The organism is Psychrobacter pacificensis (assembly GCF_018336615.1).
In the GTDB taxonomy this organism is placed as follows: domain Bacteria; phylum Pseudomonadota; class Gammaproteobacteria; order Pseudomonadales; family Moraxellaceae; genus Psychrobacter; species Psychrobacter pacificensis.
Genome location: NZ_CP048752.1, coordinates 1,214,584 through 1,240,531, shown reverse-complemented (window position 1 = coordinate 1,240,531; position 25,948 = coordinate 1,214,584). Strand labels below are relative to the sequence as shown.

General features: G+C 45.0%; 23 protein-coding genes, 1 tRNA gene and 1 pseudogene. 9 read left to right on the top strand and 16 right to left on the bottom strand.

Annotation, left to right across the window (positions count from 1 at the left end):
• Positions 1–37 precede the first annotated feature (37 nt).
• From fhuB to GYK50_RS05365, 3 genes are read right to left on the bottom strand one after another with little or no spacing between them, the layout of a single operon-like run.
• Entirely contained in the window at positions 38–2,167 is a 2,130-nt protein-coding gene (gene fhuB / locus GYK50_RS05375; RefSeq protein WP_071001795.1) for a Fe(3+)-hydroxamate ABC transporter permease FhuB, read from the bottom strand.
• Entirely contained in the window at positions 2,167–3,213 is a 1,047-nt protein-coding gene (locus tag GYK50_RS05370) for a TroA family protein (RefSeq protein WP_227517176.1), read from the bottom strand. Before GYK50_RS05370 ends, fhuB begins: the two co-directional genes overlap by 1 nt.
• Positions 3,214–3,263: 50 nt before the next feature.
• Entirely contained in the window at positions 3,264–4,028 is a 765-nt protein-coding gene (locus tag GYK50_RS05365; RefSeq protein ID WP_058025721.1) for an ABC transporter ATP-binding protein, read from the bottom strand.
• Between the two features lie 188 nt (positions 4,029–4,216).
• On the opposite strand from GYK50_RS05365, the gene GYK50_RS05360 reads away from it, so the two are divergent.
• A complete protein-coding gene (locus tag GYK50_RS05360; RefSeq protein ID WP_071001796.1) occupies positions 4,217–5,479 on the top strand; it encodes a siderophore-interacting protein in 1,263 nt (420 codons plus the stop codon).
• 69 nt (positions 5,480–5,548) lie between these two features.
• Here the strand turns inward: GYK50_RS05360 and GYK50_RS05355 are convergent, their stop codons facing one another.
• Positions 5,549–5,836, bottom strand: a complete 288-nt coding sequence (locus GYK50_RS05355; protein WP_071001797.1) for a TetR/AcrR family transcriptional regulator — start codon at positions 5,834–5,836, stop codon at positions 5,549–5,551.
• A gap of 256 nt (positions 5,837–6,092) precedes the next feature.
• Positions 6,093–6,332: a glutathione binding-like protein gene (locus GYK50_RS05350; protein WP_228724572.1), complete on the bottom strand. Its 240-nt coding sequence runs from the start codon at positions 6,330–6,332 to the stop codon at positions 6,093–6,095.
• Between the two features lie 16 nt (positions 6,333–6,348).
• Between GYK50_RS05350 and GYK50_RS05345 the strand changes: the two are divergent.
• Together GYK50_RS05345 and GYK50_RS05340 are read left to right on the top strand one after the other, a co-directional pair.
• Positions 6,349–6,543 (top strand): annotated as a pseudogene (locus GYK50_RS05345) (integrase core domain-containing protein); the annotation flags it as partial.
• Between the two features lie 204 nt (positions 6,544–6,747).
• Positions 6,748–7,710, top strand: coding sequence for an acyltransferase (locus GYK50_RS05340; RefSeq protein ID WP_071001798.1), 963 nt, complete (start codon positions 6,748–6,750; stop codon positions 7,708–7,710).
• Positions 7,711–8,234: 524 nt separating this feature from the next.
• On the opposite strand, the gene GYK50_RS05335 is transcribed toward GYK50_RS05340, so the two are convergent.
• Positions 8,235–8,918, bottom strand: coding sequence for a cupin domain-containing protein (locus GYK50_RS05335; protein ID WP_071001799.1), 684 nt, complete (start codon positions 8,916–8,918; stop codon positions 8,235–8,237).
• A gap of 214 nt (positions 8,919–9,132) precedes the next feature.
• The gene (locus GYK50_RS05330; RefSeq protein WP_071001800.1) at positions 9,133–9,996 is read right to left on the bottom strand and encodes a universal stress protein; all 864 of its coding nucleotides are present in this window, start codon (positions 9,994–9,996) and stop codon (positions 9,133–9,135) included.
• A gap of 332 nt (positions 9,997–10,328) precedes the next feature.
• Between GYK50_RS05330 and GYK50_RS05325 the strand changes: the two genes are divergently transcribed.
• The 4 genes from GYK50_RS05325 to GYK50_RS05315 all read left to right on the top strand — a co-directional run bounded on the left by GYK50_RS05325 (position 10,329) and on the right by GYK50_RS05315 (position 12,905).
• Positions 10,329–10,862, top strand: coding sequence for a DUF2058 domain-containing protein (locus tag GYK50_RS05325; RefSeq protein ID WP_093068354.1), 534 nt, complete (start codon positions 10,329–10,331; stop codon positions 10,860–10,862).
• Between the two features lie 437 nt (positions 10,863–11,299).
• Positions 11,300–11,623 carry a TVP38/TMEM64 family protein gene (locus tag GYK50_RS12855; protein WP_228724571.1) on the top strand — a complete coding sequence of 108 codons (324 nt, stop codon included), beginning with the start codon at positions 11,300–11,302 and terminating at the stop codon, positions 11,621–11,623.
• Positions 11,624–11,649: 26 nt separating this feature from the next.
• Entirely contained in the window at positions 11,650–11,970 is a 321-nt protein-coding gene (locus GYK50_RS12850; protein ID WP_071001803.1) for a hypothetical protein, read from the top strand.
• Between the two features lie 188 nt (positions 11,971–12,158).
• Positions 12,159–12,905 carry a LysR substrate-binding domain-containing protein gene (locus GYK50_RS05315; RefSeq protein WP_212564397.1) on the top strand — a complete coding sequence of 249 codons (747 nt, stop codon included), beginning with the start codon at positions 12,159–12,161 and terminating at the stop codon, positions 12,903–12,905.
• Between the two features lie 30 nt (positions 12,906–12,935).
• Here GYK50_RS05315 and GYK50_RS05310 read toward each other — a convergent pair whose 3' ends face one another.
• From GYK50_RS05310 to GYK50_RS05300, 3 genes are all read right to left on the bottom strand, one after another.
• Entirely contained in the window at positions 12,936–14,729 is a 1,794-nt protein-coding gene (locus GYK50_RS05310; RefSeq protein ID WP_212564396.1) for a potassium/proton antiporter, read from the bottom strand.
• 365 nt (positions 14,730–15,094) lie between these two features.
• Complete coding sequence (locus GYK50_RS05305) at positions 15,095–15,430, bottom strand: GlpM family protein (RefSeq protein ID WP_058023655.1); 336 nt, start codon at positions 15,428–15,430, stop codon at positions 15,095–15,097.
• Between the two features lie 191 nt (positions 15,431–15,621).
• Positions 15,622–17,292, bottom strand: coding sequence for an alpha-keto acid decarboxylase family protein (locus GYK50_RS05300; RefSeq protein ID WP_186474299.1), 1,671 nt, complete (start codon positions 17,290–17,292; stop codon positions 15,622–15,624).
• A gap of 258 nt (positions 17,293–17,550) precedes the next feature.
• On the opposite strand from GYK50_RS05300, the gene GYK50_RS05295 reads away from it, so the two are divergent.
• Together GYK50_RS05295 and GYK50_RS05290 are read left to right on the top strand one after the other, a co-directional pair.
• Positions 17,551–17,625: transfer RNA gene (locus tag GYK50_RS05295), tRNA-Gly, on the top strand.
• Between the two features lie 353 nt (positions 17,626–17,978).
• A complete protein-coding gene (locus tag GYK50_RS05290; RefSeq protein WP_212564395.1) occupies positions 17,979–18,290 on the top strand; it encodes a DUF1244 domain-containing protein in 312 nt (103 codons plus the stop codon).
• Between the two features lie 75 nt (positions 18,291–18,365).
• On the opposite strand, the gene GYK50_RS05285 is transcribed toward GYK50_RS05290, so the two are convergent.
• From GYK50_RS05285 to GYK50_RS05260, 6 genes are all read right to left on the bottom strand, one after another.
• Positions 18,366–18,809: an SRPBCC family protein gene (locus GYK50_RS05285; RefSeq protein WP_071001808.1), complete on the bottom strand. Its 444-nt coding sequence runs from the start codon at positions 18,807–18,809 to the stop codon at positions 18,366–18,368.
• Between the two features lie 127 nt (positions 18,810–18,936).
• Entirely contained in the window at positions 18,937–19,641 is a 705-nt protein-coding gene (locus GYK50_RS05280) for a hypothetical protein (protein ID WP_212564394.1), read from the bottom strand.
• Between the two features lie 227 nt (positions 19,642–19,868).
• Positions 19,869–21,032 (bottom strand): CaiB/BaiF CoA transferase family protein, encoded by a 1,164-nt coding sequence (locus GYK50_RS05275; protein ID WP_212564393.1) that lies wholly within the window; start codon positions 21,030–21,032, stop codon positions 19,869–19,871.
• On the bottom strand, positions 21,025–23,214 hold the full coding sequence (locus GYK50_RS05270; protein ID WP_340050319.1) for a 3-hydroxyacyl-CoA dehydrogenase NAD-binding domain-containing protein: 2,190 nt from the start codon (positions 23,212–23,214) through the stop codon (positions 21,025–21,027). The genes GYK50_RS05275 and GYK50_RS05270 overlap by 8 nt, the downstream gene beginning before the upstream one ends.
• A gap of 72 nt (positions 23,215–23,286) precedes the next feature.
• On the bottom strand, positions 23,287–24,495 hold the full coding sequence (locus tag GYK50_RS05265; protein ID WP_212564392.1) for an acetyl-CoA C-acetyltransferase: 1,209 nt from the start codon (positions 24,493–24,495) through the stop codon (positions 23,287–23,289).
• A gap of 62 nt (positions 24,496–24,557) precedes the next feature.
• Complete coding sequence (locus GYK50_RS05260; protein WP_212564391.1) at positions 24,558–25,709, bottom strand: acyl-CoA dehydrogenase family protein; 1,152 nt, start codon at positions 25,707–25,709, stop codon at positions 24,558–24,560.
• Between the last annotated feature and the right edge of the window lie 239 nt (positions 25,710–25,948).

Here is a 25,948-nt window from a genome sequence, read left to right as displayed (position 1 = left end):
GCTTGATTGTTGGTTCATCGTTTCATAAAAAGACAAACTAACCATTAGCGGTGGTTGGCACTTTACGAATAAGCCATAAGAAATAGCCACCGCCAATGATAGCGGCAACCGTACCAGCAGGCAGCTCATAAGGAAACATCACATACCGCCCGATCCAGTCCGCCATTACCATAACCCCCGCGCCTAAGAGAGCAGCCAGCAGCAATTGGCGCTCAAGTTTGACAGCGCCAAGAGACGTCGCCAAATGCGGTACCATCAGCCCAATAAAACTCAAAGGACCCACCGCAAGCGTGCTCGCGGTACTAAGGGCAGCAACGAGCGCCAGTAGTGATAATGTCACGGGGGTCACTGCCACACCCAAATTACGTGCCACACCCGTCCCTAGACCAAGAACACGTAAGGGTTTGACAATCAATAAGCTAAGTACCAATAAGATAAGCGCAATGCCCATCAGATACCATACTGTACTAGGCTGCGCACTATAGGTAGTGCCTGATAGCCAACTGAGCATCGCCTCAAGACGCGGGTCACCTGAGAGCTTGACCATGTGCATGACCCCATCCATCATGGCAGCGATACCAATACCGACTAACAGCAAATAGCCTGAGCTGACTCTACGTGCCAGCCACATAATCAACAGCAGCACCGCCATCGCACCTGACAGTCCTGAAATCAGTAACGTACCTGCGCCAGCAGAGAGTCCCAAAATGGGTAATAATAAAAATCCTAAAATAACCCCAAGCGCCGCGCCTGAGCTGACCCCTAAGACCTCAGGACTGGCCATAGGGTTACGCGTTAGCGTCTGTAATAATACGCCTGCGACCGCAAGCATCATCCCTGTTGCCGCCGCGCTCAAGCTACGAGGCAGACGATACTGCTGTGTCAGCGCCCAATCAGTACTAATTCCCCAACCATTGATATCCTGTACAAAAAGACAAGCCAACATTATCGTGATGATAACTCCAACGCTCCATCGCCAAAACACAACGGTCTTATTTTGACCGCTCATCATAGGGGTGATGGTTTCTATCCGATCGCGGCGCTGGCGCAAAATCAGCCAAATAATCAGTGGCGCTCCTAAGATTCCCGTCATGGCACCAGCGGGAATTTGCATCCCCAGTATAGGCTCAAGCAATAAGGCAACGTTACTGGTCAATAGCAATAACAATGCACCCAGCCCAAATGCCGTGACCAAGCGCTTACCAATGGACGAGATACCTAGCGCATTGACCAAGCTTGCGGCACCAAGCCCTATAAAACCAATCAGCCCAACCTCACTGATGACTAGTGCGGTCACCACCGCCACAATGACGACCACTAAGGCGCGAATACCATTGATAGGCACGCCCAAACGTTTGGCTTGTGAGTCGTCTAAGCTCATCAGTGTCAGCGGCTTCAATAAAGGCAGGCAGGCTATCGCCGCCAAGGTCGCTGTGATCATCAGCGCTCGACTGCTATCCCAGCTGCTTTGTGCCAAAAACCCAGCCGCCCATGACAACATACCGTTGCTTCTTTCAGCAAAAAATAACACCAATACATTGGCAACAGCGGCAAGCAAGATATTGACGACCAGACCTGCCAGTATCAGAATCAGCGGATTGAAGCGACTAGGCGCGGACAAGGCAAACACCAAGCCCATACTCATGATGGCACCGACAAAGGCCACGTAGAGACCACCATAAATAGCCAAACTCGGCAAAAATAGCGTCACAATCAACATAGCCAACTGAGCACCGATTCCGACTCCCAAAGTGGTGTCTGATGCCAATGGATTTTTGACCAACTGTTGTAATAAAATACTGACTACGCCTAATAATCCACCTGCCAATAGCGCCACCACACTGGTCGCAACCAAATGAAGCTGAGTCGCCATACTGGCAATATCAAGCTGCAAACTTGGTAAAAATAGCTCACTGAGTGGGCGTGTCCATTCTCGCTCTAATAGTGCCCAGCCACTGCATGCGGACAAAACCACCAATCCTATAAAAATCACCCACAATCGCCAAGACGCACTGCTCACGACAGACGACGGAGGCTGAGATGGATGTGGTGGTGGCTTGGGCGATGAGGTCATCACAGTTGCCGTATGTGAGGAGGACGTGGAGCTTAGGCTATTAGCGCTACTGGTGTTGCTGGCACTGCTCGCATGATTGGTATGAATAGTCATTATATCGCGCCACCTGTTAACGAAACCGTGGATAAATTATTGGCCAAGCTGACCAATGACGACATCCCGCCATATATCCAGACTGGCGGCAACTCCGCCATACAGCGGCGCTCACCATAGCCCAAACGCTGCCATACCAAACTGTCATTAATCTCAGCTCTGGTGATGGGACTGAGTGGGTCGATGATCAGCAGGCAAGTCTCATCATCTAACTGCGCCAAATCACCCATTCGTATCGGTACAAACCCCCACTGATTGCCCTCCCCTAAAACCACAAGCTCTTTGCCCATCTGTTCTAATGCCACCTTAAACAGGCTGTTATCAACATACATGCGCATGTTATTGGCATCCGCAAACTGGACGACCGCGAACTTTTTGATTATTGGATAGCGCTGCTGAAACTGCTGACTGGCAAGCTGTATGTCTTTTTGACTTTGTACAATATAGTCTTCAGCCATCTTGGGATTATCAATCAATGCACCAAGCGCGCGCGTCGGCTCCGTATAGTCAGCCCACGTTGCCGCTTTTCCTTTTGCCGCAAACATCACCGACTGCGCAGGCACATCACCGTATAAGCTACGGGCATGCTCATAAAAAGCGTTATCTATGACCATATCAACAGGAAGCTGTGCAACCAGCTCAGCATTGGGCTGATAACGAATCCCAATATCGGTGGTTGCTGCTGGGAGATGGGGGCGCCCCACCCATCTGTCCCACACTCTGATATCACCAGTGGCAATCGGTGCATGACCCATCGCCGTCAGCGTTGCAGCATTACCCCAATCAGGGGAGACGATATTGATACGGTCACTATCAATACGGTCACTATGGCTGTTTGCTGTTTCGGTAATATCTTTGGGAGGTGATGTGTCAAAGTGAGTAATAGCTTTGTCAGATGCTGAGTGACTACAAGCGGTCAACGTTAGACAGACTAATATTATAAAAGCTAAAAGCGTCTGCCACTTGCGTACTGTTATTGGCGTCACTGACGCTGGCATGAGTATCGAGCGCTTGAATGATTCGTATTGATAAAAAATAGAAAACATAGGAGCATATCTTTTTAGGCGAGTTTGGGTGAAAGAGAAGCGATCTGATGTCAAGCAACTGCAACAGGCTGCCCAGTAATGGGATGACTGAGCAGCTGCATATCCACATTAAAAATATCGTATAATACCTCAGATTGCATCGTACTTTTGATAGTGCCATTGTGGCAAACTCGGCCGTTTTTTAGCGCAATGATTCGATCCGCATACTGCGCTGCCAGATTGATATCATGAATAATAATCACCACACTCAAGCCCTGCTCATCTACCAAGCGGCGGATAAGCTGAATGACCTCAATCTGATAATGCATATCTAATGCAGCGAGCGGCTCATCAAGCAGTAGATACTTGGTATCTTGCGCCAAGCACATCGCAAGCCAAGCACGGGCACGCTCACCGCCTGATAGCGTCGATGTAATGCGATCAGCAAATGCTTCGGTTTGGGTTACCTTTAGCGCTTGATCAACTTTATCTCTATCCATTTGGGTTGGCTTTTGTAGCCACTTTTGATGCGGATAGCGTCCGAGCATCACAAGCTCACGCACGGTAAATCCAGCGGCGTCAGGTAGTTGCTGTGGCAGATAAGCCATATGACGTGCCAGCTCCTTACTGCCGTAATCATTGATGCGAGTATCATCTAAGGTAATACTACCGCTACTACTCGCCATTTCCCCTGCCAATGCCTTAATCAGAGTCGACTTTCCTGAACCATTGTGTCCAACTAGCGCCACCAACTGCTTGATATCAATCTCGCAGCTCACGTTATCTAGTAAAGTATTCCCTTGTCGACTGATGGTCAGTTGGTTTGCACGTAACATATAGGCACTCATTATTGATAAAAATCAAAATTGATAAAAAGTAAAAAATTGGCGTCGATGATGCTTATAGTTTTGAAACAAAAGCGACAATAAAAGAGGATTTTACTCGTAAACGATAATAAAAACAATTATCATTAACCAACTAGACGTTTTATCTCCTCACTTATCATCTGCTTATGAGTATCAATATGGCTAATATCTTCCTATCTTCTGCATATAATACCTATGATCAAGACAAACCATATACTTCCTTAAACACTCCTGAACTAAACGACATCATCACCTATATCAACGAAGAGCATCTAGATGAACTATTAGGGTTTTTAAACGCATTTACTCCTATATCCACTGCTGAATTGGATAATATAGAGGTGAAATTAACCACCGTTTACGCTGAAGGCCTTGAGTTACAAGTACAGACAAAAAATACAGAATCTCCATCTACCAATGCTCAAAATCACCCTGAACAGAGTCAGACTTTTTTTATTGCCTTTCCTGCAGCCATTACGCATCCTGATGAGCTACAAATTCAATATATTGCACTCAAACAAAAAGCGGATAAAAAGCTGGGTAAAAAAACGATTAAACTGACCAAGCAAGTATTTGATGTGCAAGACAGTTATAGAGTCAGCAAAAATATGCTGCGCCTTGAACTGAACATGCCCACGTTGAATAATACTAACGGCACATCAAACCCGACCTCAGTACCCATCAACGAGGCAGGTTACGCGTATTTATTTGATTTAGAGCACAATGCATTGATTAAAGACACAACAGCTGACAATATTGATGACAGCAAAAATACCTCACGCCTTGCTCGATCTCATTGTTATTACACCTTAAGAAAAGCATGGCATACCCCTGCTGGCATACAAGCGTGGGTCGATGTTTTCTTGCATGGCAATACACCGGGCGGTAATTGGGCCAACTCACTACAAGCAGGTGATACCGTAGTGACCAAAAGGGAGTTTCCTGAAAAAATTGAGCATTTGCGTGACGGTCAAGCGTTACTGATCGCTGATGAAACGTCTATGCCAACTGTCGCGAGATTACTCGAGCTATGGGAAAACCCAACACCGCCGTTAGTTGTTAGTGTCACACAAAACGCGGCGGATCAACGTTATTTTGATACCGTAAAAATACGTAGTGGTATTGATGGCAGCATAACTAATCGTATTGACAGCAATAGTGAGCGCACTACCAAGAATACCGTTAAAGACAACTTTACTGTCCTTCCCATCGTCACCGATCAGCAATGCTCAGGACAGCATTTAGCACCCTTAATCGATAATACGATAGGCAATTATTTGATAGATCAACCTATAAAAATTGATAAAGTCTGGGGTGCATTAGAGGCAAGCACTGTCAAGGCACTACGGCCCATGCTTAGAGAGCGGCTTGATCTTAGCCGCGCAGAGGTGGTGATAAAGGTTTATTGGCGTCAGGATTAAATCCATAAGATATGGCTTGTTGACCGCAACAATCGAGCTGAAGAGGACAGTTTTTTAGCATTCTTATGCCTAGCATTCACCACTGACCTGTTCATGACTAAGGTTTGTAGCAGCAAAGCATTGTACGCTATAGTCTTTATTCAAGACCTTATTATGGCAGTAGTTCTCGCAAGAGACACCGCAGTTCAATATAAAGAGCTTATCTTTACTACCAAAAGCGGCATAAATACTACCAGGATGCATATTGATGACGTCTTGCAGATTGCGCATCGAGGTTGCGTGATAGCCTTTTTCCCAATAGAGATTTTTTGCTTTTTCGCTCACATCCTCGCGATTGAACTTTATCGCAGCACTCATAGTGTTTACCTTAATCACTTTGCCTCAAAATCTATTTTAAGGCAAAGTTTGTAGAACCAATATTAGCTGCTGTTTTTAATCACTTTTTTATTATAAAGCTTTTTACGTCTCTTTGCTGTTATTAGGGCGTGCTGAACATTCAACCATGGCACTGACAGAGGCTATTTTTTAGGCGATTCGCAGGTAAAAATAGTGAGTATAGTCATTCTATACGTGTATTTTTAGCAATGAAGCGGCAAAAAAGAGCCCTGTCATTTCAGGCTGATGCTTTATCGATCCAGCCCCATGCGGAGATATCAGCGATTGAATACTCGTCTCTAACCAAATACTCACAGCCTTCCAGATGGGTGTCGAGCACTTCGTAATGACGCTCAGCCTCACGAAGATAGCGGTTCATCGCATAGGGGATTTTTTCTGGCGCCTTGTGTCTAAAATGCACAGACTGACCATAATAAGGGCCCAGACCAGTTGCTAAAAACATCAACCATGAGAGCATCTCGCTACGATCTTCTGGCTGTCCTTATCAGAATGCTTATATTGAACGGTTTAATCGCAGTTACCGCAATGAGGTTTTAGACTGTTATTTTTTTAATAATTTAAACGAGGTTAGTAAGCTGACTGAAGACTGGATCAAGGTTTATAACACTGAAAGATCCCATGATTCACTTAATGATATGACACCTGCCGAGTACAGGCAGGTGGCTTAATTATTCTACAATGATGTTGTGTTAAGAATGGGGTATTTACAAGGTCATGCCTTGGTACGCTTTTTTATGGCAAAAATAATACTTTTCACTAAAGGTGCTGTGTATTATTTGTTGTTAACACTCGTACACTAAGATTTATTTCTGCTAAAATCATGCAGTAATATTATCAATACCTCATCACTGGTCTAAGAAAAAGGACTTACTATGCGATTGAAATCAGTCGTTCAAAAACTACATGAACGCGCCCCAAAATTGGGTAAAGCCGCATCACTCACCACAGCCACGGGTGTGATTACCTTTAATAGCATCTTGGCAGGACCTCCTGTATGGATAATGGGCGCCGCCAAAGCCTTCACGGGTGCTGCTATCGCTGACAAAGCCGTTATCGATGTCACCAATTACTGGATCAATAGCAATAATGCAGTCATCGACAATATCCTACCACGTAAAGACTGGCGTATCAGCTTGCCTGATGATGTACACACAGATGGTCAATACCTACTGATCAGCAACCACCAATCGTGGGTCGATACCAGCATCATGCAATATATCAGTGAAAAGCGCCTACCATTGACGCGCTTTTTTACCAAGTTTGAGCTCATCTATATTCCAGTGATTGGGCAGGCTTTCTACTTTCTCGACTTCCCTATGATGCGTCGACATTCTAAAGAAGCCATTGCCAAAAACCCTGCTTTAAAGGGTAAAGACATCGAAGAGGCCAAACGAGCCTGTGCGCTATTAAAGGACAAGCCTTTTACTTTGCTAAATTATTTGGAAGGAACGCGCTTCACCCCTAGCAAACGTGACAAACAAAACTCACCATATAAGCACTTGCTCAAGCCCCGTGCTGGCGGATTATCACTTGCTTTGAGTGCCCTAGGCTCAGAGATCGACGGTATCTTGGACATGACGATTGTCTACCCTGATGGCATACCCACTTATAGTGACTTATGGAAAGGCAACATCAAACGGTTAGGCGTCGATGTGCGTCATATCGAGATACCTGAAGACTTATTTACGGCAATTAAAAATGGTGGTTATGAAACAGATGACACGGTAAAAGCGCAGATGTTTGACTGGGTTGAGCAGGTATGGCACAAAAAAGACCAGCTGATCACAGAGATGCTGGCTGACTTTGAGCATGAAGCTCCGATGAAAGAGGCTTAGTCTACAAACAGATAGTTCAACAGACTGAGTAAATTCTTTATACCAATAATGCTTAGTATTTGATAACCTCGAGGTGTTCTGCGCGTGTACTAATATATAGTAGAGCCTTTTCTGCCAATGGTGTAAAAACACGCTAATACCATGCCTCAAAACGAAATGCGTAATCGTCACCCTATTGAAAAAAAGTGGGCACAGGCTAAGTTTCTACGACAAGGGTGAATAAAGAATAAACTACCTAAACTGTTCAATGATATGAGCTGTGCTAATTTTATTATGGATTGACTATAAGACATGGATAGAAGAAATCGACTATTTTTAGAAGCGGACTTGTGATGTTGTATAAGAAAGGGCTGTATTGATATAGAGCCGTTTATCTGGCTTGAGACGAGGTGATACGTTATATAAATCAGCTAAATAGGTCACTTCATGCTGGCGCTAACCATTCAAATTGATGAGTCAAATTAATAAGCAATCAGGCTCAATCCGTGATTAGCAATCAGCGCAGTGTTATTGATCATAGGTCTTTAGGCATCGTCTGGCTTGTCTCCGATGACTTGGCTGAGATGCCCTGTTTTTAGATATATCGTCGCGCCCTCTCGTCCTGCTGTGATTTGCGCGTACTCACCTGCAGGCAGACGTAACCACCCCCAACGCTGATAGACTCGGTCATCATCTACCAGCTCGCCTGCAATGACTAACAGCTCTGCGCCATTAAGGATTGGCTCATTGAATAACAACTCTCCTGCCTCTATACGTTGCAAGCTCACCTGCTCGACATCATCTGAGAAAAGAGGACAAACGTCACGGTCACCTTGTCGCTGCCAATTGGCGCTATCGTGAGTGTCGATGGCCACATGATGCGCTTCATCAGGTGACATCTGCCGTAGTTTAACGAAAATCACTGCGCCTTCATCACTATAAGGCCTATGACCGGATGCTGGTGGATTGCGCACGTACCAACCTGCCGGATAATGGGTATCGTCTGCAGAAAAAGTCCCTGACAGTACGAGTATCTCCTCGCCGCCGGGATGCAAGTGGTGCGGAAAATAAGAGTTCGGTGCATAACGTACTAGGCTCGTCGCACGAGCCTTCTCTTCACCGATGCGGTCAAGCATCACTCGCTCCACGCCATTCTGTGGTGATTTGACCCACCCGTGGTCTTCAGGTGCTAGCGAAGCACGACGTGAAAAATCTGCATTGATACGCATAAGGGGTTCCAAAGATAGAATGAGTGGCGTCAGCAAGTGAGCCGTTATGAGATATAGATTGGTTATCTAAAATATCGATAACCAACCCTCTTTATGAATATTGCGCTGCTGAGAGCGATACACTGATCGCTCGTGTCTCGAACAAGGCACGGCCTTAATTTAGTGTCGCTTTATCGAAAAACAAGCGACTCATGACAATTTATTAATGCATCCATTAGCGTACCAAAATTACAGGGGATAAGGTACTTGCAATGATCTCTGTCGTTGTACTACCAAGAAACAACTGCTGCCATTTAGAGTGTCCATAAGCACCGACCACCATGATGTCAATATCGTTGTCGACTTGAAACGTTAATAACCCATCGACCGCATCAGAAGCAGACAGATGATGCGCCTCAACGATATAACCTGCATCTTCCAATTTTGCAGCAGCCGCGCTCATGCTTTGCTTGGCGGCTTCATTATAATTGCCGACCATCACGATGTGGCCTTTCAAACCTTTTAACAAAGGGCTTTTTGCGACCATCCATGCCGCTTTTATAGAGGTCTTGCTACCATCAAAAGCAATCATATATGAGCTAGGCTCTTTAAAGGTTTCTGAGCAAATCAGGATAGGGATATCCGATGCGCGAGCTACCGTTTCGATTTGGCTGCCGATATTGATGCGGCTATTTTTGTGGTCTTCGCCGCGGCGTCCCATGACGATCGCGCGATTTTCTTCTTTGAAATACTCGATGCTAGGAAGCAATTTACCATGACGTTGATAAATGCGCACATTGACATCCGCAAAGCTGTCTTTGATATGGCTTTTTGCATCTTGTACTAAGGCGTTGCTATAGCTATTGACGACTTTTGCCCTTTGCTCATCTAGCTGGGACAACTCATCTAATAAGAACTGGCGACTGTTGATCCCTATCGCTCCTGACAGATCTCGTCTCACTGAGGCAGGAATATCACTGACATGCAGCAATCCAACGGGCAAATTCAGTCTGCTGGCATACCATGCGGCATAGTCACAAACCGATTCAGTCACTGCTGAGCCGTCAATACAGGCTAGAATGTGCTGTGATGTTGTCATAATCTGTCCTTAGATATGTTATTTAATCCCATACAGCTTGTTATATATGACCAAGCTATGCCCATTGTTTGAGAGATGTTTATAAAAACTGCTCTCTTAATTTGATGATACCCAATTTGGTCGGTTTCATCCAGCGATGTACACGCTTTTGTAAAATCACAAACGTGCTAGCACTATTATTTTATATAGTTTACAAGAGTATTGTTTTAACACCCCGATGAACTCTGGTCATTGTCTAACCACAAGCGTTAGTAAAGTTTGCTACAATACCTCTTTTAGTATTTATGATGCAGTATTTAAGACTTACGTATCGTTATTTAGGTGATTGAATTATGGCAAAGAACGCCCTACAGGCTCAACTATTAAAGGCTGGATTGGTCGATAGTAAAAAAGCCAAAAAAATCAGCAAGCAAACGCAGCATGCCAAGCGTATTGGCGACTCAGAGAGTTTAGAGACCAAAAAAGCATTGGCAGAGGCTCAAGCGCAAAAGCTTGAGAAAGACCAAAAGCTCAATCAGCAAAAACAGCAAGCTTTAGAAGAAAAGGCGCTGAGGGCTAACATCATTCAAATGATTAAGCAGCATCAGATAGCCGATACGGATGGTGACGTTAGCTATCAATTCGTCGATGCGTCTAAAGTGAAAAAAATATCCATCACGCAAAAGCTATACGATCAAATCGTCGCCGGTCACGTGGTGATTGCACGATTAGAAGACGGCTACGCGCTCCTGCCGCGCCCACTCGCAGATCGTATCGATACAAAAATGGAAGGGTTTATGGTCGTGTCCAATGATACTGCTGAAGACACGCCAGAAGAAGATGATCCTTACGCCGCTTATGTGATCCCAGACGATTTGATGTGGTAATCTCTCGCCTTTTCATGCAGCGATTAGATAAGCATTCAAACAGCAGCCCTTCATGGAGCATCCGTTCTATGAAGGGCTGCTTTTATTTGTGAGATGCTGATATAAATACCAGACAACGCAGCCCAAGCCCTATACTATAAAGGCAAGCGCTCTGACTGTTATCACAGTCGCGTCATCCATATTCGTATTGCTATGTTAGCGCATACCGCCGTTAGCGCACACCGTCAGCATTTGGATCATAAAGCGATAACGGTCGCCTTCACCAGACTATGAGGCCAGACCAATCATGATGAAAAGAATATTTTTAATACTATTTCTACTGATCGTAGTGGCCAGTTTTTTTTATTTTGATCTCAATCAATTATTGACGCTTGAGGGCTTAAAAGGATTGATGGCGCAGTTTGATGCGTATAAAACGCAGTCGCCATTATTGATTATTGATTATTGGTGGATTATTTTTACTTTATGTGGTCGTCACTGCTCTTTCCTTACCTAGCGCCACTATTTTGACGCTGGCCGCAGGCACGCTGTTTGGCTTAGCTCAAGGCTTACTCATTGCCTCTTTTGCTTCCAGTATCGGGGCAACGCTGGCTTTTTTGACCTCACGTTACCTGCTGCGCGACACTATCAAATCGTTGGGCCCTATCAATTCACTCATGTGGCGTCGCATCAAGGCTGGTACGCAGCGGTTAACGGCTTATTTGGAAATTTTAAAAATTCAAGGTCGATTACCGCGTGATTTCATGGACGATTTTCATTGATCCAGAAGTCGCTCGCGTGGGTTTGAATGAGCAAGAAGCAATCGGCAAAGGGCATTGATTTTGAAGTGACACGTTATGACTTTAAAGAGTTAGATCGCGCCATTACAGACAGCGTAGCTAAGGATTTTATTAAAGTCATCACCGCGAAAGGCAAAGATAAAACCCTAGGGGTGACGATAGTGGCTGAGCATGCTGGCGATTTAATGAGCGATTTTGTACTGGCGATGAAACATGGTTTGGGGCTCAATAAAATATTGGGTACAATTCATACCTACCCGACATGGGCGGAGGGCAACAAATACGTCGCTGGTGAATGGAAACGCAATCACGCCCCGACACGGTACTGAACTGGTTAGAAAAATACCACACATGGCGGCGCGGTTAGTTAGGCATTTACCGATAAGCAACCTGACTTGCAGAACAGGTTTGGACGCTAGCTATCAATAACGATATTAACAGCTAGGTACGAAGTTCTAAAACAGCCAATAAAACTAAGAGCGACTCAATCAGTCAGCAATTAGAAGACCGCTTGGGCATGACACTTTGCCATCGCGGTCGAGCAGGATTTAAGCTGACAGAGGATGGTGCGGCTGTCTATGAGGCTTGTTTGGGCTTTACCGAATCGGTCGCAAGCTTTCAGCACCAGCTGCACTATATTAAGCAACTAGACTCAGTACACGGTGGACATATTAGGCCTTGCTTAATTGATCAGATGCCCAAGTTTTTTTATGATGCGCTTAGACAGCGCCTCGCCAGCAGCTACCGAGAAAACCCACTGATACACTTTTCTATCAATGTGCAAAGCCCTGAGAGCATGCTAGAAAAGCTCTTAAGTAACGAGAGTGACATTGGTGTGGGGTATTTTGGTAGCTTTCCGCCGTTACTGACGTTTCAGCCAGCATTTGTCGAAAAACAAGTGGTCTGCTGCGGACGTGAGCATAAGCTATTTTATAACTCAGAAGGATTGACTTTTGAGGATTTAGAGCAGAATTATCCGTGGATAAAAAGGGGCTACGTGGTCGAGCATCATATCAATCATATCCGCCCAAAAACCCTAAGCGCCACCACTTATCACATGGAAGCAACTGCGCAGCTTATCCTTGCAGGCCATCATGTGGGGTACTTACCGCGTGATCTGGCGAGACGATATGAGGGCATGGGAGTGATGAAAATACTCCTGCCCAATGAAGCAAGCTACGACGTCGAGCCCCACTGGGCATATCGGGAAAATCAGCAAAAACAAACCGCTGACTTTTTAAATAAGATGATGAACTTGTTATGAGGGTACGACTAAAATGTGCCTAAAATGCGACTACGCCGTTTCTATAGACGGTTGTTGATGCTTCAAGCCGATACTTCTAAGCTTACCTTTTTCGCCTACTTCTTTGATGACCAGTGACCACTCATCGTTCACCACAACTGTATCGCCTGAGACTGGTGCAGTACCTAAGTGTGAGGTCACATATTCAGCAACCGTTTGCTCCCACATATCTTTGGTACTGTCCACTTCGGTCGTTTTTAGCGTTTTTACCAAAGGTTTGGCGGTCATAGCTTCTGAAAAAAATGGCAAATCGCCAAGTTTCACACTAGGCGACAGTAGCCAATCACCATAAAAGTCATCAATCGCCTTACGATCTAACGTTGTGTCATTAAAAATCTTGGCAATTTTACTGGCGTGATTGCCGCGCATGGCGTACCAAACACTATCACCAAATTTTATTTTCGTATTTTCATCAACGACGACGATTTGTTGACCGCGCACCAGCGCAAATATACTAATCTCATCAGGGCTAATGCCTTTAGAGATACCCATAGGATGGCGGCCAATAGCAAAGGCGCCTGATTGCGCCTCAAACTCATACAAAGTAATACTCGCTTTATCTGACACCCAAACCTCGTGCTCTTCTTTGGGGTCTTTATTGGTTGGAATACGTACCTTAAATAGATTTGCCATGGTAGGAATGGTCGTACCTTGCAGTATCAACGACAACACCACAACCCCAAAGGCAATATCAAACAGCATAAAGGCATTATCAATCCCTGCCATGACGGGCAAAATCGCAAGGGTAATGGGCACCGCACCGCGCAACCCAACCCAAGAGATAAATCCAATCTCTCGATCTTTAAACTTAAATGGTTTCACGCTAGTATAGACCGCGATAGGACGGGCAATGAAGATCATGAACGCCGCTATCGCCACCGAATAATGCCAGACATTAAGAACGTTTGATGGCGTGACCAATAGCCCCAATACCACAAACAGTACCGCTTGCGACAGCCACGCAAAGCTGTCCATCACGCGCATAACATGCTCGGTTGAACGTACCTTGTGGTTGCCTATCAGCACCCCTGTCAGATACACCGCCAAAAACCCACTACCGCCAATCAAGTTGGTCGCAGCAAATACCGCCAAGCCCGCTGAGAGTATCAAAATGGCATACATGCCCTCTGCCAGATGTATCTTGGGTAATAACCGAGAGAGCAAATAACCAAAGAGCAAGCCCATGCCCAACCCAAAGCTCAGCTGTTGAAACAGTAAGACCAAAAAGCCAAATGCTGTCTGACCAGCAGGGTCGACGTTTAGAGCAATTAACCCCGTCACCAATAAAATGGCCAAGGGATCGTTGGCACCAGATTCTAACTCGAGCGTAGCTTGAACGCGGTCATTGAGCTTGACCCCGCCATTACGTAGTAGAGAGAATACAGCGGCCGCATCGGTTGAGCCAACAATCGCTGCCATCAATAGACCAAAACGCCAGTCGACATCGAGCAACCAAGTAACAAATACCCCGAGCACCAAAACCGTGACCAGTACGCCCCAAGTAGCCAAGGTGATCGCAGGTTTTAGACCGACCCGAAACGACTTAAAAGACGTACGTAGACCACCATCTAACAGGATACAAGCAAGCGCCGCTTGTCCCACAAAATTGGCCAGCCCATATTGAGAAAACTCAATACCTAAGATACCCTGCTCGCCTGCCAACATACCGACGATCAAAAACAGCAATAGCAAGGGCACACCCAAACGCGCCGATAACGTGCTCGCCATGATACTGGCGAAAATAAGTACTGCCCCTACGAGGTATAGGATATTCAAGGTATCCATTTTTTAAAACCCTGTTTTTTATCGTTATTGCATCAATATTGAATGAAGCATAATAGTACTTGATTGCGCAAATATTTCCGTTATCGCACTGTTATTAGATATCACGCCAGAGAGTTTGTCATCAGCAACGATTGTCAGAGCTATTAACATTGTCAGAGCCATTAACACAAGAAATTTACACTGATTCTATATCGGCATTAAGAGTAACATCTGCGACTAAATTTATAGACAGTATTTCGAAAAAAGTTATCGAATATACCAGCGCGTACCTATGAACTTATGACCTTTGTTTAGCCATTTTTTATTCTAACTTTTGACAGTATTTAGGTCCACACAATTAGATTTAAATAGTTACGCTTGACTATTTAGCCCTGAATGTACTGCCATGTCAGTACCAAAATGGCGGCGGCTACTGTCCAAGCGACAACGCCTAACAATAATGCCTTATATAAGCTCATATAACTGATGCTAAAAAATACCACCAAGGTATAAATCAGATGCGGTATCACACCCAGCATACTAAATATCAGGGCAACCCTTAAATCAGTAGGACTGCGCTCAGTGCCAACAATGAAGTGACTGATGAGCGTAAACGTGGGGAAAAGAGGTGCAAGCGCCGCCAGATAAAAAAATCGCGTTTGTGCAAATAATTGAATTGCCAATACCATCAAAGCGCCAATGAGCATTTTTAGCCAGATCATGATGGATCACTCTCCTATTGAGTATGACGGGCTGAACATAGCCCAATCAGCCATCATACTAGAGTCTACAAATTGACATAAGAGGCATCGCTGATTAATTGACCCTTATGATAAAAAAACGCAAAAAACCCCATTTAGCTACGCTGCTAAATGGGGCTAGTACTTTTATTAAGAAAGCTTTTACGAATTATTTAATCCTTTTTTGGCTTTAGTGCCGCGCTGATATCTGCTAGCAACGGGGGTATATCATGCTTATCTGCGATGACCTCAATCATTACTAGCTTATCGGTAGTCTCGGCAGCTTTGTTTAAAGCCGCTTTTAGCTCACCTGCTGTTTCTGCTTTGAGTAGTAAGCTATTCGCTTCGGTTGCGCCAAACGCTTTTGGCATGATCTGCCAATCGCATTTTGGGATATCGTTGTAGTATTGGTTTTCACCATGAATCGCACGCTCTACGGTATAGCCGTCGTTATTGATTAGGACGATGACTGGATTGATACGCTCTTGAATCATGACCGCCATTTCTTGAACCGTCAAGAGCGCCGAGCCATCACCAATCAATAAAACACTGCGTTTATTCGGTGACGCGATAGCAGCACCTAAGCTGGCTGGTAATGTGTAGCCAATCGAGCCCCACATTGGCTGCCCATAGGAGGTCACCCCTTCTGGCAAGCGCACATCACTGATGCCAAAATAGGCCGTTCCTTGCTCAGAGAACACCAAATTATTATGGTCTAGGCGATCAGCGATAATATGCCATAGGTCATCTTGGAGAATTGCCTCATCATCCCTACCCTTCTGCTCATGCGGCTTGACGGGCTCACAAAAAGGCTTTGGTACGATGTTGATACCAGAGGTTATGACTTCGTGCAGGGCCTGTAATGCATCTTGCAAGGCAATCGGTGCAAAGTTCTTACCACTAATAGAAGCACGCTCATAATGCAAGTCTACTACTATACTCTCGTCAATATCTTGGCTAAATCCCGCGGTGGTCGTGTCGGTATATTGCACCCCTACTTTGATCAGACATTCGCAGTTTTCTACCGCGTCTTTGACAATGGGACGCGAGGCAACGCCTGCATAAGTCCCGGCCCAGCGCTCGCTGTTTTCATCAAGCAGCGTTTTGCCCCACGATAGCGTGGTATAAGGAATGTCTGTATCAGCAATCAGTGCTTTGAGCTGTGACTGCAACCCCAAACGATGCACCATCAAATCTGCCATGAGCGTCGTGGTTTTGTTTGGCAAAAACTCGGTGAGCGCTTGCTTGAAATCTGCCAATGCCGCTTGACTGGTGATGTCTTCTTGGCTATCAATCAGCTTGGTTGTTGGCGGATAAATAGGCTGACGCGCAACATCAGGTGATAGCAGCAGATAACCTGGGCGATGCTTTTTGAGAATCAATCGAATCACTCGATCAATTTCTGAGGCGGCATTTTCAGGAGTAAGCTGCGCTCGTGCTACGGTCACGGGCTCAACCATCTTAATAAAATGATTAAATACGCCATCGCCAAGCGAATGATGAATACGGCGTTTTGCGTCTTGCAAAGCTGTGCTTGGTGCACCTACGATGTGCAATACTGGCGCGTACTCAGCAAAAGAGCCTGCGGTCGCGTTAATCGCTGATAGCTCGCCTACGCCAAAAGTCGTCACCATGGCGGCAAACCCACGCTCGCGTGCATAACCGTCGGCCGCATAGCCAGCATTTAGCTCATTGGTGTTACCCACCCAGCGCAGCTTATCAGAAGCAAGGACATTGTCCAAAAAGGTTAAGTTAAAATCGCCTGGTACGCCGAATATCTCAGAGGCACCTGCTTCGGCTACACGATCAAACAAATAATCAGCGATAGTATACTGTTGACTCATTTTTTATCCTTATAACTTATCTTCGTAAGTATTGATAATTGTGAATGTAATTAAATCATAATATGTATACCAGCTTATTTATGTATGCAAAGCTTTTGGAATACATATTATAATGAACCGTTATAACACACATTTGTAGATAGAAGACATGCCTATTTTAATAACTTTAACTTTTTTCGTCATAGGTGTTGACACATAAAAAAAACTGCGTATAATACGCCTTCATCATCTGATGATAGTTAATCAAACGATGAATCAGCGGGATTAGCTCAGTGGTAGAGCATAACCTTGCCAAGGTTGGGGTCGAGAGTTCGAATCTCTTATCCCGCTCCAAATACTTAAAAAGCCTCACTACTCTTTATATGAGCAGTGAGGCTTTTTTTGTCCAATTTTCGGGGCTTGCAGAGCATTTCTTCGAATATTTATTTTCTTATAGTTAAGTTTATCTACTCAATTAAAAAGCTCATTTTCGGTGCGGTGCCCATTTGGTGCCCAAACCGTGCCCTGCCCTAAAACTGCGAATACTGAATTGCCCCCAACCTAGCTATTTTTAGAGCAGATAGAAATGAAGCGTGGTTTAATATTATGATTAAAAGCTTTTAAATTAGCGAACCTCTACTATAATAAGTTTACTGGTTAGTATTAACTAAGTTTTAGATGGCTCAATGACAATTAGGAAAAATATTATGGCAAAATTAGAATCAAACATCGAATTAGAAGCGGCGGCATTTCGTCGCTTATTGGCTCATTTAGACGAGCGTAAAGATGTACAGAATATTGAGCTGATGAACCTTGCCGATTTTTGTCGTAACTGTTTGTCTAAATGGTACCAAGCTGCTGGTGAAGAGCGTGGTATTGAAATCGACTACGAGGATGCGCGCGAGCTTGTTTATGGCATGCCCTACGCTGAGTGGAAAGCGAAGTACCAGCAAAAAGCAACACCAGAACAGTTAGCACGTTTTAACGAAATTGAAGCTACCAAGAACAAAACGAATTAAAACCAACTAGTAGTGGCTCAAATAAAAGAGCCACCATGATATAATTATATCGAAGAAGACAATATTGCCGCTAGATTAGCGGCTTTCTATAGATTTGAGTATACTACTAAATCCTATGGTTCCTTGTTTCTGCATTTGACGATCAAGTAGGCGACCGATTAATGGCAACGGTACAATCAATCGACCCTCGGATATCCAAGTCACGTGTGTGGTGCCATCGCCCAAGTCTTTTAAATCAATGACGCCTTTATCATGTCGCATTTTGACAGGTTTAGCTTTTTCGATTTGGTATTGCATATGAGTAGGACGCTCAAACGCTGTAATCCGCTCCCAAAACTTAACAGGTCCCGCTTGAATGCTACGTAAAGCGCCAACACCATTGCGCTCCTCATTACCTTCAGCGACTAACTTAGCAACTCCCACCGCTTTAAATGAGCCATAACTGGCATGGTCGCTCAGTGCTTCAAATACCTCATCAATCGGTTTTTTGACAATGCGTTCTACTTTTATTTTGAACATAATATGATCTCGTTAGGATTAAAGTTATTTCGCTTAGTGCCATTTTAGAAACAAATAAAGCCGTCACACTTCAAAAACTTATGATCGTGAAGAAGCTCGTCCTTTTGAAAGACGCTTACCATCAATACTATTCAACATCATCCAATAGCTTATTTAGCTCATCAACCATTGCGTCATCTATGATGCTGCCTTCAATATAACTTACGATCTCATCTACAGTCGTTAGATCCATGGCCGCAATGCCCAAGCTGGCTAGCTGCTCATTGATTGATTCCAAGCTATCATTATCTTTGGAGTCGTCCAACAACTCTTCTTCAAACCTGCCTCTGACAAACCAATACATTTTTTCTAGCACGGTTTCTTTTTTAGTCAAAGTAGAATAGCCATCGCCATAAATGAACAGATTAAAATGATAAGGTATTTCTACATCATTGATGAAGAAGGTACGTTGGCACTCTAGTGTATAGGCCTGAATCTCTTCGCTGTCAGTACTGTCATCATTTTGAGTATCCTCATCATATTCAATCACTTCCTCTACCAATCCGCCTAGCAACTGATAGCCGCCCACTTTGATTTTGTGATTATAAATGATAGAGGAGTCTGCAATTGCCTCAAAAATAACGGCGCTGACATCTAAAGTATGATTATCAATATCATAAAATGCTTTTAGGGCAGGCAAAAACCCTGTCAGCTCCTCTTCAGGTACTTGAATGAGAAACTGCTGCTCGTATATCTTGATCATGTCTTCAGGCGCGTAGGTATTCGCCGTGTCGGTTTCATTTCTGCCAGTGGGCTGTAGTGGTAGGAAATTATATGGATTATCTTTGGTCATTCGAGATTGCCTTTTTGCTTGAGTTAAATTTGTGAAATGTCTGTGTGGCTCAATCTTTAAGAGACTTAGTACATGATACTTTCTTAATATCACGGCGCTCTAGATTTTATGCGCATATTGTCTCCTATCTAGGCAATTTTAGATAGACAGATATACAAGTTCAATCACTCTGATTTAGACAGACAGGCTAAATAACACAGATTAAAAAGGTATCTCCATACCAGTGACTAGCTAATTTGCTGCCATCCTGAGGTTGTCTGATATTCATCTTGATGCGCAAACAAAGGGTGAGCCTTGGCTTCCTGTAAATTCAGCACGGGGGTCACACAGACATCCGTTGCCGCAAATATGCCTTGCCAATGCTTAAGCGTTTGACTGGCGAATTTTTCCGCCATTGTTTTAGTCGCTGTTTGACTCTCAGGCCTATTGGGCATGATGCCAAGCTGCCAATGTACGTCTTTAAGCGCTGGCAACTCCAATACCTCACATAGACCTTGCCAAAATTTCAACTCTAACGAACCAACCGCCATATGTCGCTGGTCAGCGGTTTGGTACAGTCGATAACATGGTAATGCACCGCCTAAAAAGTCATGCTGTGGCATGGGAGCTGTACTTGAAGTATTATTTGAAGCACTATTTGAATTGTCACCTGAAAAACGACTGATTAGCTTACCCGTCACCTTTGGCATGACCATATGATTGTACAAACTGTGCGTCATGCTAATCGCAATATGTCGTCCTTTTCCGGTACGCTGCGCGGCAAATACAGCAGCCAACAGTGCTATCACTGCTGTATCACTACCACCTGCCAAGTCCGCAAACTGGACATTGGGCATAGCCTGCTCACCCTGAGCTGTTTTTAACTGATCAAGCACACCACTCATAGCCATAAAATTAATATCATGACCGGCCTTATCAGACCAATTATGATTTATTTGAGAGCTATTTTTTGGCTCAGCACTTTCTAAGTAGACACCTTCTTTTGCGTAACTGCCTGCGATACCATAACCAGTAATAGATACCATTACCAGCTTTGGGTTGATGACATGCAAGGTCTTAGTATCTAGTCCCATTTCTGCCAAGACACCTGGGCGAAAGCTGTCCAACATCACATCAGCTTCCTTAAGGTGAGCCTTTATAGTTGCAATCGCTTCGGGATCATGAAAATCATGCTTTTCAGTCGTCTTACCGTGGTTCAAAGCTGAGAATAGCTCACCAAACACCCGAGCAGGATCACCTTGTTTGGGTTCGATTTTAAGGACGTCCGCGCCCAAGTCCGCAAGCAGGCGCGTGGCAAATGGCCCAGGTAGGTTACGAGTCAGATCGATCACTCGTAACCCTTGTAGACAATCTGCCATTTGATCATGATTTGATAAATGCGTATCAGTCATCGGAGAACGCCTCGCCTTTGGCTGCCATGTCTAGCAAAATCTGAGCAGGCTCAAACCGTTCACCGTATGTTGCCGCAAGCTCGCAACTACGTTTGATGAATTCATTGACGCCCATTGCATTGATAAACTGTAGCGTGCCCCCGTGCTGCGGTGCAAACCCCCAGCCAAAGATAGACCCTATATTGGTGTCGGCAACTGAGCGCACGACGTTTTCCTCATAGCATTTGGCAGATTCATTGGCTTGAATAAACATCAAACGATCCACCAAATCTTGCTGCGACGGTTGCTCTGACTTTGGCGGATATAAGTTTATCAACTCAGGCCATAGATGCTTATCACCGTCTTCTGGATAATCATAAAACCCTTTGCCATTTTTCTTGCCCTCGCGCCCATGCTCATTGACCAGCGTCTTTAGTATCTCGTAAGAAGGGCGCACAGCAACGGACTTGCCTTCGGCTGCCATATCTACCTGCTGTTGCTCGCTGACATGTAATGCTAGGCTTAACGACACTTCATCTTGTAATGCTAAGGGCGGCATCGGCATACCTGTTTTTAGTCCGGCAACTTCGATGCTACGCGGATGCACACCCTCTCCTAGCATTGCGATACCCTCTGATACATAGGTGCCAAATACCCGCGAGGTATAAAAGCCGTGACTGTCATTGACGACGATAGGCGTTTTGCCTATTTGCACAACATAATCAAAGGCTTTGGCCAACGTTTCATCATCAGTTTGCGCGCCTACGATAATCTCAACGAGCGGCATCTTATCTACTGGCGAGAAAAAATGCAGACCGATAAACTGGTTTGGTCGTGTACTGGCTTTTGCTAGCCCAGTAATCGGTAATGTTGAGGTATTAGACGCATAAATAGCCGTGTTTGAAATCACTGCTTCACTCTGCTGGGTACATTTAGCTTTGATTTCTCGATTTTCGAACACCGCTTCGATGATGAGATCACAATCAGCTAAATCATCGTAAGAGACGGTTGGCGTGATACGTTTTAGGAGAGCTTGTTTTTTCTCTTCGGTAGCGCGCTTTCGGCTGATGGCTTTATCCAAAATATTAGCAGAGTACGCTTTGCCTTTTTCTGCATGGGCAATTTCCGTGTCCAATAACACGACATCTATACCTGCTTTGGCAGTGACATAGGCGATGCCAGCGCCCATCATGCCAGCCCCCAAGATACCGACTTTTTTGGTTTGGGTCTGCTCAAACCCTTGAGGTCGAGACTGACCTTTTTTGATGCTATTCAGCTGCGTCCATAAAGTGTTAATCATGTTTTTAGATTCAGTTGACAGTACGCAAGCGGCAAAATAACGCGACTCGATCTCAAGCCCTGTATCGATATCCACTAGGCATCCTTCAAACACACAAGACATAATATGAGTAATCGCTGGATAGTTGCCGTGAGATTTTTGATTGGCCATGGCTGGGGCGATAGAGAATATCGGTACAACGCTAGGATGCTTACTATCGCCGCCAGGAATTTTAAAACCCTTCTCATCCCATGGCTGCTGAGCGCTTGGATTGTTTTGAATCCAGTTTTTTGCTTGCTTCAGCATATCTGCTCGATCAGTGGCTATTGCATCAATAAGTCCAATATCTTTTGCCGCTGCTGGTCGCAATTCTTTGCCTTGCGTCATCAGCTCCAGTGCTACTTGAATACCGACCAACCTTGGTAAGCGCTGAGTACCGCCGCCGCCAGGTAACAAGCCCAGTTTCACCTCAGGCAAACCAAGCTTGGTCTTAGGCGTGTCAATGGCAATACGATAATGACAGGCAAGTGCCAACTCTAAACCACCGCCTAATGCGGTTCCTGTCATAGCAGCGACGACGGGTTTACCTGAGGTCTCAAGCGTACGCAAACTCCCTTTTAATTCCTCGGTCAATGTAAATGCTTGCTCCGCTGTCTCTATCTGGTTCAATTGATCAATATCTGCGCCAACCACAAAGGTGTCTTTGGCCGATGTGAGAATTAAGCCTGTGGCGGCGTCATCATTGATAAAACTATCAACTATCGTGGCGAATGCCTCCGTAAAGCCATCACCAATGACATTCATTTTGCGTTTGCTTTGGTCAATCGTAACGGTGACGACACCCTCGTCATCATGCTGGACCGAGAAGTTATCTAATGCGTTAATGGCTATTACGCTATCTACTGTTTGGTTATTTGTCATCATTTTTATCCCTTAAATGATTCTTTGTATATTGCGTTTTAGTCTAATTGGTTTTCAGTCTATTTTAGAGAAAGGTTAAACACGCTCGATAATAGTGGCAATTCCCATACCACCGCCCACACATAGCGTAATCATAGCAGTCTGTAAGTCGCGGCGTTCCAACTCATCAAGGACTGTCGTCATTAGCATCGCGCCCGTTGCCCCAAGCGGATGACCCATAGCGATTGCACCACCATTGACGTTGACAATATCAAGCGAGATTCCAAAATCATCAGCGGTATTCATCGGCACAGCAGCGAATGCTTCATTAATCTCCCAAAGGTCTATGTCAGAGGCTTGCATGCCCGCTTTATCGAGGGCTTTTTGGCAAGCTGGCGTTGGACCTGTCAGCATAATGGCAGGCTCTGAACCAATGACTGAGGCCATTGTGATTTTGGCGCGTGGTTTTAGTCCTGCTTTTTGCCCAGCCGCCGCGCTACCGACCAAACAAATCGCCGCCCCATCAACGATGCCAGAAGAATTACCCGCATGATGCACATGACTCACGGTTTCAATCGTGGTGTATCGGTCTAATATCACACTATCAAAGCCCATTTTTCCCGGCATAATAAAAGAAGGTTTAAGACCCGCCAAGGTTTCGACATTGGTATTAGGACGGATGGTTTCGTCTTTATCCAATAGCATCATGCCATTGATATCGGTGACAGGGACAACAGATTTGTCGTAATAGCCGTTCTCCCAAGCCTTTGCTGCGCGGCGATGTGATTCGGTGGCAAAAGCATCGACATCGCTACGGCTAAAGCCTTTGAGCGTTGCAATGGTATCCGCGCCCACCCCTTGCGGCACGAAATGCGTCGCTTCATTCACGCGCGGATCCATGTACCAAGCACCGCCATCAGAGCCCATCGGCACACGGCTCATAGACTCCACACCGCCCGCCACCACCATGTCTTCCATACCTGACATGACTTTGGCAGCCGCAAGATTAATAGACTCCAGACCAGAGGCACAAAACCGAGACAAGGTAAGACCTGCCACACTTTGTGCCCAACCAGCATCAATGACGGCGATACGCGCAATATCAGAGCCTTGCTCGCCCACTGGGGTCACGCAGCCAAGCACCACATCATCGACCAAACTGGTATCCAAGTTGTGACGCTGCTCCATCTCCTTTAATAAGGTACGTGTCAGCCAGATTGGTGACGCCTGATACAAAGAGCCGTCCTTTTTTCCTTTGCCGCGTGGCGTGCGGATAGCATCATAAATGTAAGCAGTCTCAGTCATAAAAAATCCTTTTTTTATTTTTTAAATAAACAATAACTATCGTAGTTTTATAATATAAGCGTTTACATAAAGCGTGAAGCCAGCTCTTTCATAATCTCATTGGTGCCGCCATAGATTTTTTGCACGCGCGCATCAGCATATAAACGGGCGATAGGATACTCGGTCATATAGCCATAGCCACCAAACAGCTGCACGCATTCATCGATGACTTCGCACTGTTTTTCGGTGACCCAGTATTTGATCAATGAAGCATGCGGTACAGACAGTTTGCCATCTAACATCGCATCGACTGCCGCATCACACATGGTACTGGCAGCGAGATAATCGGCATAGCATTCAGCCATCTTGAAGCGGGTATTTTGAAATTTCCAAATAGGTTTGCCAAAGGCTTCACGGCCCTTTACATAATCTAGTGTTAGATTGATAGCCAGCTTCATCGAACCGACCCCTGATAGCGCAATGATGAGGCGCTCACGTGGCAGCTCTTGCATCATCTGTATAAAGCCCATACCTTCTACCGTACCCAACAGGTTGGTTTGCGGTACACGGACATTGCTAAAGAAAAGCTCTGAGGTGTCTTGAGAGGTCAGGCCAATCTTATCGAGATTGCGCCCACGTTCAAACCCTTCTACGTTGTCCGTTTCTACGATGATAAGTGAGACACCTTGCGCGCCTTTTTCACGGTCTGTTTTGCATGCTAATAAGATAAGATTGGCATGCTGACCATTGGTGATAAAAGTCTTAGAACCATTGATAATGTAATCATCACCGTCTTTTACTGCATAGGTTTTGATGTTTTGTAGGTCGGAGCCAGTGCCAGGCTCAGTCATGGCGATAGCGCCAATATATTCGCCCGTTGCCATTTTTGGTAGCCACGCTTGTTTTTGTGCTTCAGTACCATGGGCTAAAATATAAGGCGCGACAATACCTGAATGCACCATACCGCCAAATCCTGACTGATTGGCCTCAGTCTGTGCGTAGATGAGCGCGGCTTCATGACCGAAATCCCCGCCGCCGCCGCCATACTCGCTTGGTATTGCCGCACACAAAAACCCCATCTCGCCTGCCTCTTCCCACGCAGCACGATCGATCATGCCATTTTTGCGCCACTGCTCATCCTTTGGCTCCCAAGATTGAAACATTTTTAAGGCACTGTCGTACACCATCTCATGCTCTTCGGTCATCCAGTTTGGGGTAAATTTTTCAATACTCATGATGTCTATCCTTGACAATATTGTATAAATAACAGCTATATGCAAGTCATTTTTTAAATTATGGTAATATATATTACCGTTATAGATATGCCATAAATTCTTTGTATTTATTAATATACGAGTCTTATACTAGGCTATGAAAAACCACTTCGCAATCCATTAAATAAAAATGGTAATTCAAATTACTCATTAATTTAATGATGAGAATTAGTCAGCAATTTATTCAATTGGTAGGACAT

What these genes read in the sequence shown, in the direction of transcription:
- fhuB (WP_071001795.1), bottom strand. Translation starts at nt 2,167, where the DNA reads ATGACTATTCATACCAATCATGCGAGCAGTGCCAGCAACACCAGTAGC.
- GYK50_RS05370 (WP_227517176.1), bottom strand. Translation starts at nt 3,213, where the DNA reads ATGTTTTCTATTTTTTATCAATACGAATCATTCAAGCGCTCGATACTC.
- GYK50_RS05365 (WP_058025721.1), bottom strand. Translation starts at nt 4,028, where the DNA reads ATGTTACGTGCAAACCAACTGACCATCAGTCGACAAGGGAATACTTTA.
- GYK50_RS05360 (WP_071001796.1), top strand. Translation starts at nt 4,217, where the DNA reads ATGGCTAATATCTTCCTATCTTCTGCATATAATACCTATGATCAAGAC.
- GYK50_RS05355 (WP_071001797.1), bottom strand. Translation starts at nt 5,836, where the DNA reads ATGAGTGCTGCGATAAAGTTCAATCGCGAGGATGTGAGCGAAAAAGCA.
- GYK50_RS05350 (WP_228724572.1), bottom strand. Translation starts at nt 6,332, where the DNA reads ATGCTCTCATGGTTGATGTTTTTAGCAACTGGTCTGGGCCCTTATTAT.
- GYK50_RS05340 (WP_071001798.1), top strand. Translation starts at nt 6,748, where the DNA reads ATGCGATTGAAATCAGTCGTTCAAAAACTACATGAACGCGCCCCAAAA.
- GYK50_RS05335 (WP_071001799.1), bottom strand. Translation starts at nt 8,918, where the DNA reads ATGCGTATCAATGCAGATTTTTCACGTCGTGCTTCGCTAGCACCTGAA.
- GYK50_RS05330 (WP_071001800.1), bottom strand. Translation starts at nt 9,996, where the DNA reads ATGACAACATCACAGCACATTCTAGCCTGTATTGACGGCTCAGCAGTG.
- GYK50_RS05325 (WP_093068354.1), top strand. Translation starts at nt 10,329, where the DNA reads ATGGCAAAGAACGCCCTACAGGCTCAACTATTAAAGGCTGGATTGGTC.
- GYK50_RS12850 (WP_071001803.1), top strand. Translation starts at nt 11,650, where the DNA reads ATGAGCAAGAAGCAATCGGCAAAGGGCATTGATTTTGAAGTGACACGT.
- GYK50_RS05315 (WP_212564397.1), top strand. Translation starts at nt 12,159, where the DNA reads ATGACACTTTGCCATCGCGGTCGAGCAGGATTTAAGCTGACAGAGGAT.
- GYK50_RS05310 (WP_212564396.1), bottom strand. Translation starts at nt 14,729, where the DNA reads ATGGATACCTTGAATATCCTATACCTCGTAGGGGCAGTACTTATTTTC.
- GYK50_RS05305 (WP_058023655.1), bottom strand. Translation starts at nt 15,430, where the DNA reads ATGATCTGGCTAAAAATGCTCATTGGCGCTTTGATGGTATTGGCAATT.
- GYK50_RS05300 (WP_186474299.1), bottom strand. Translation starts at nt 17,292, where the DNA reads ATGAGTCAACAGTATACTATCGCTGATTATTTGTTTGATCGTGTAGCC.
- GYK50_RS05290 (WP_212564395.1), top strand. Translation starts at nt 17,979, where the DNA reads ATGGCAAAATTAGAATCAAACATCGAATTAGAAGCGGCGGCATTTCGT.
- GYK50_RS05285 (WP_071001808.1), bottom strand. Translation starts at nt 18,809, where the DNA reads ATGTTCAAAATAAAAGTAGAACGCATTGTCAAAAAACCGATTGATGAG.
- GYK50_RS05280 (WP_212564394.1), bottom strand. Translation starts at nt 19,641, where the DNA reads ATGACCAAAGATAATCCATATAATTTCCTACCACTACAGCCCACTGGC.
- GYK50_RS05275 (WP_212564393.1), bottom strand. Translation starts at nt 21,032, where the DNA reads ATGACTGATACGCATTTATCAAATCATGATCAAATGGCAGATTGTCTA.
- GYK50_RS05270 (WP_340050319.1), bottom strand. Translation starts at nt 23,214, where the DNA reads ATGATGACAAATAACCAAACAGTAGATAGCGTAATAGCCATTAACGCA.
- GYK50_RS05265 (WP_212564392.1), bottom strand. Translation starts at nt 24,495, where the DNA reads ATGACTGAGACTGCTTACATTTATGATGCTATCCGCACGCCACGCGGC.
- GYK50_RS05260 (WP_212564391.1), bottom strand. Translation starts at nt 25,709, where the DNA reads ATGAGTATTGAAAAATTTACCCCAAACTGGATGACCGAAGAGCATGAG.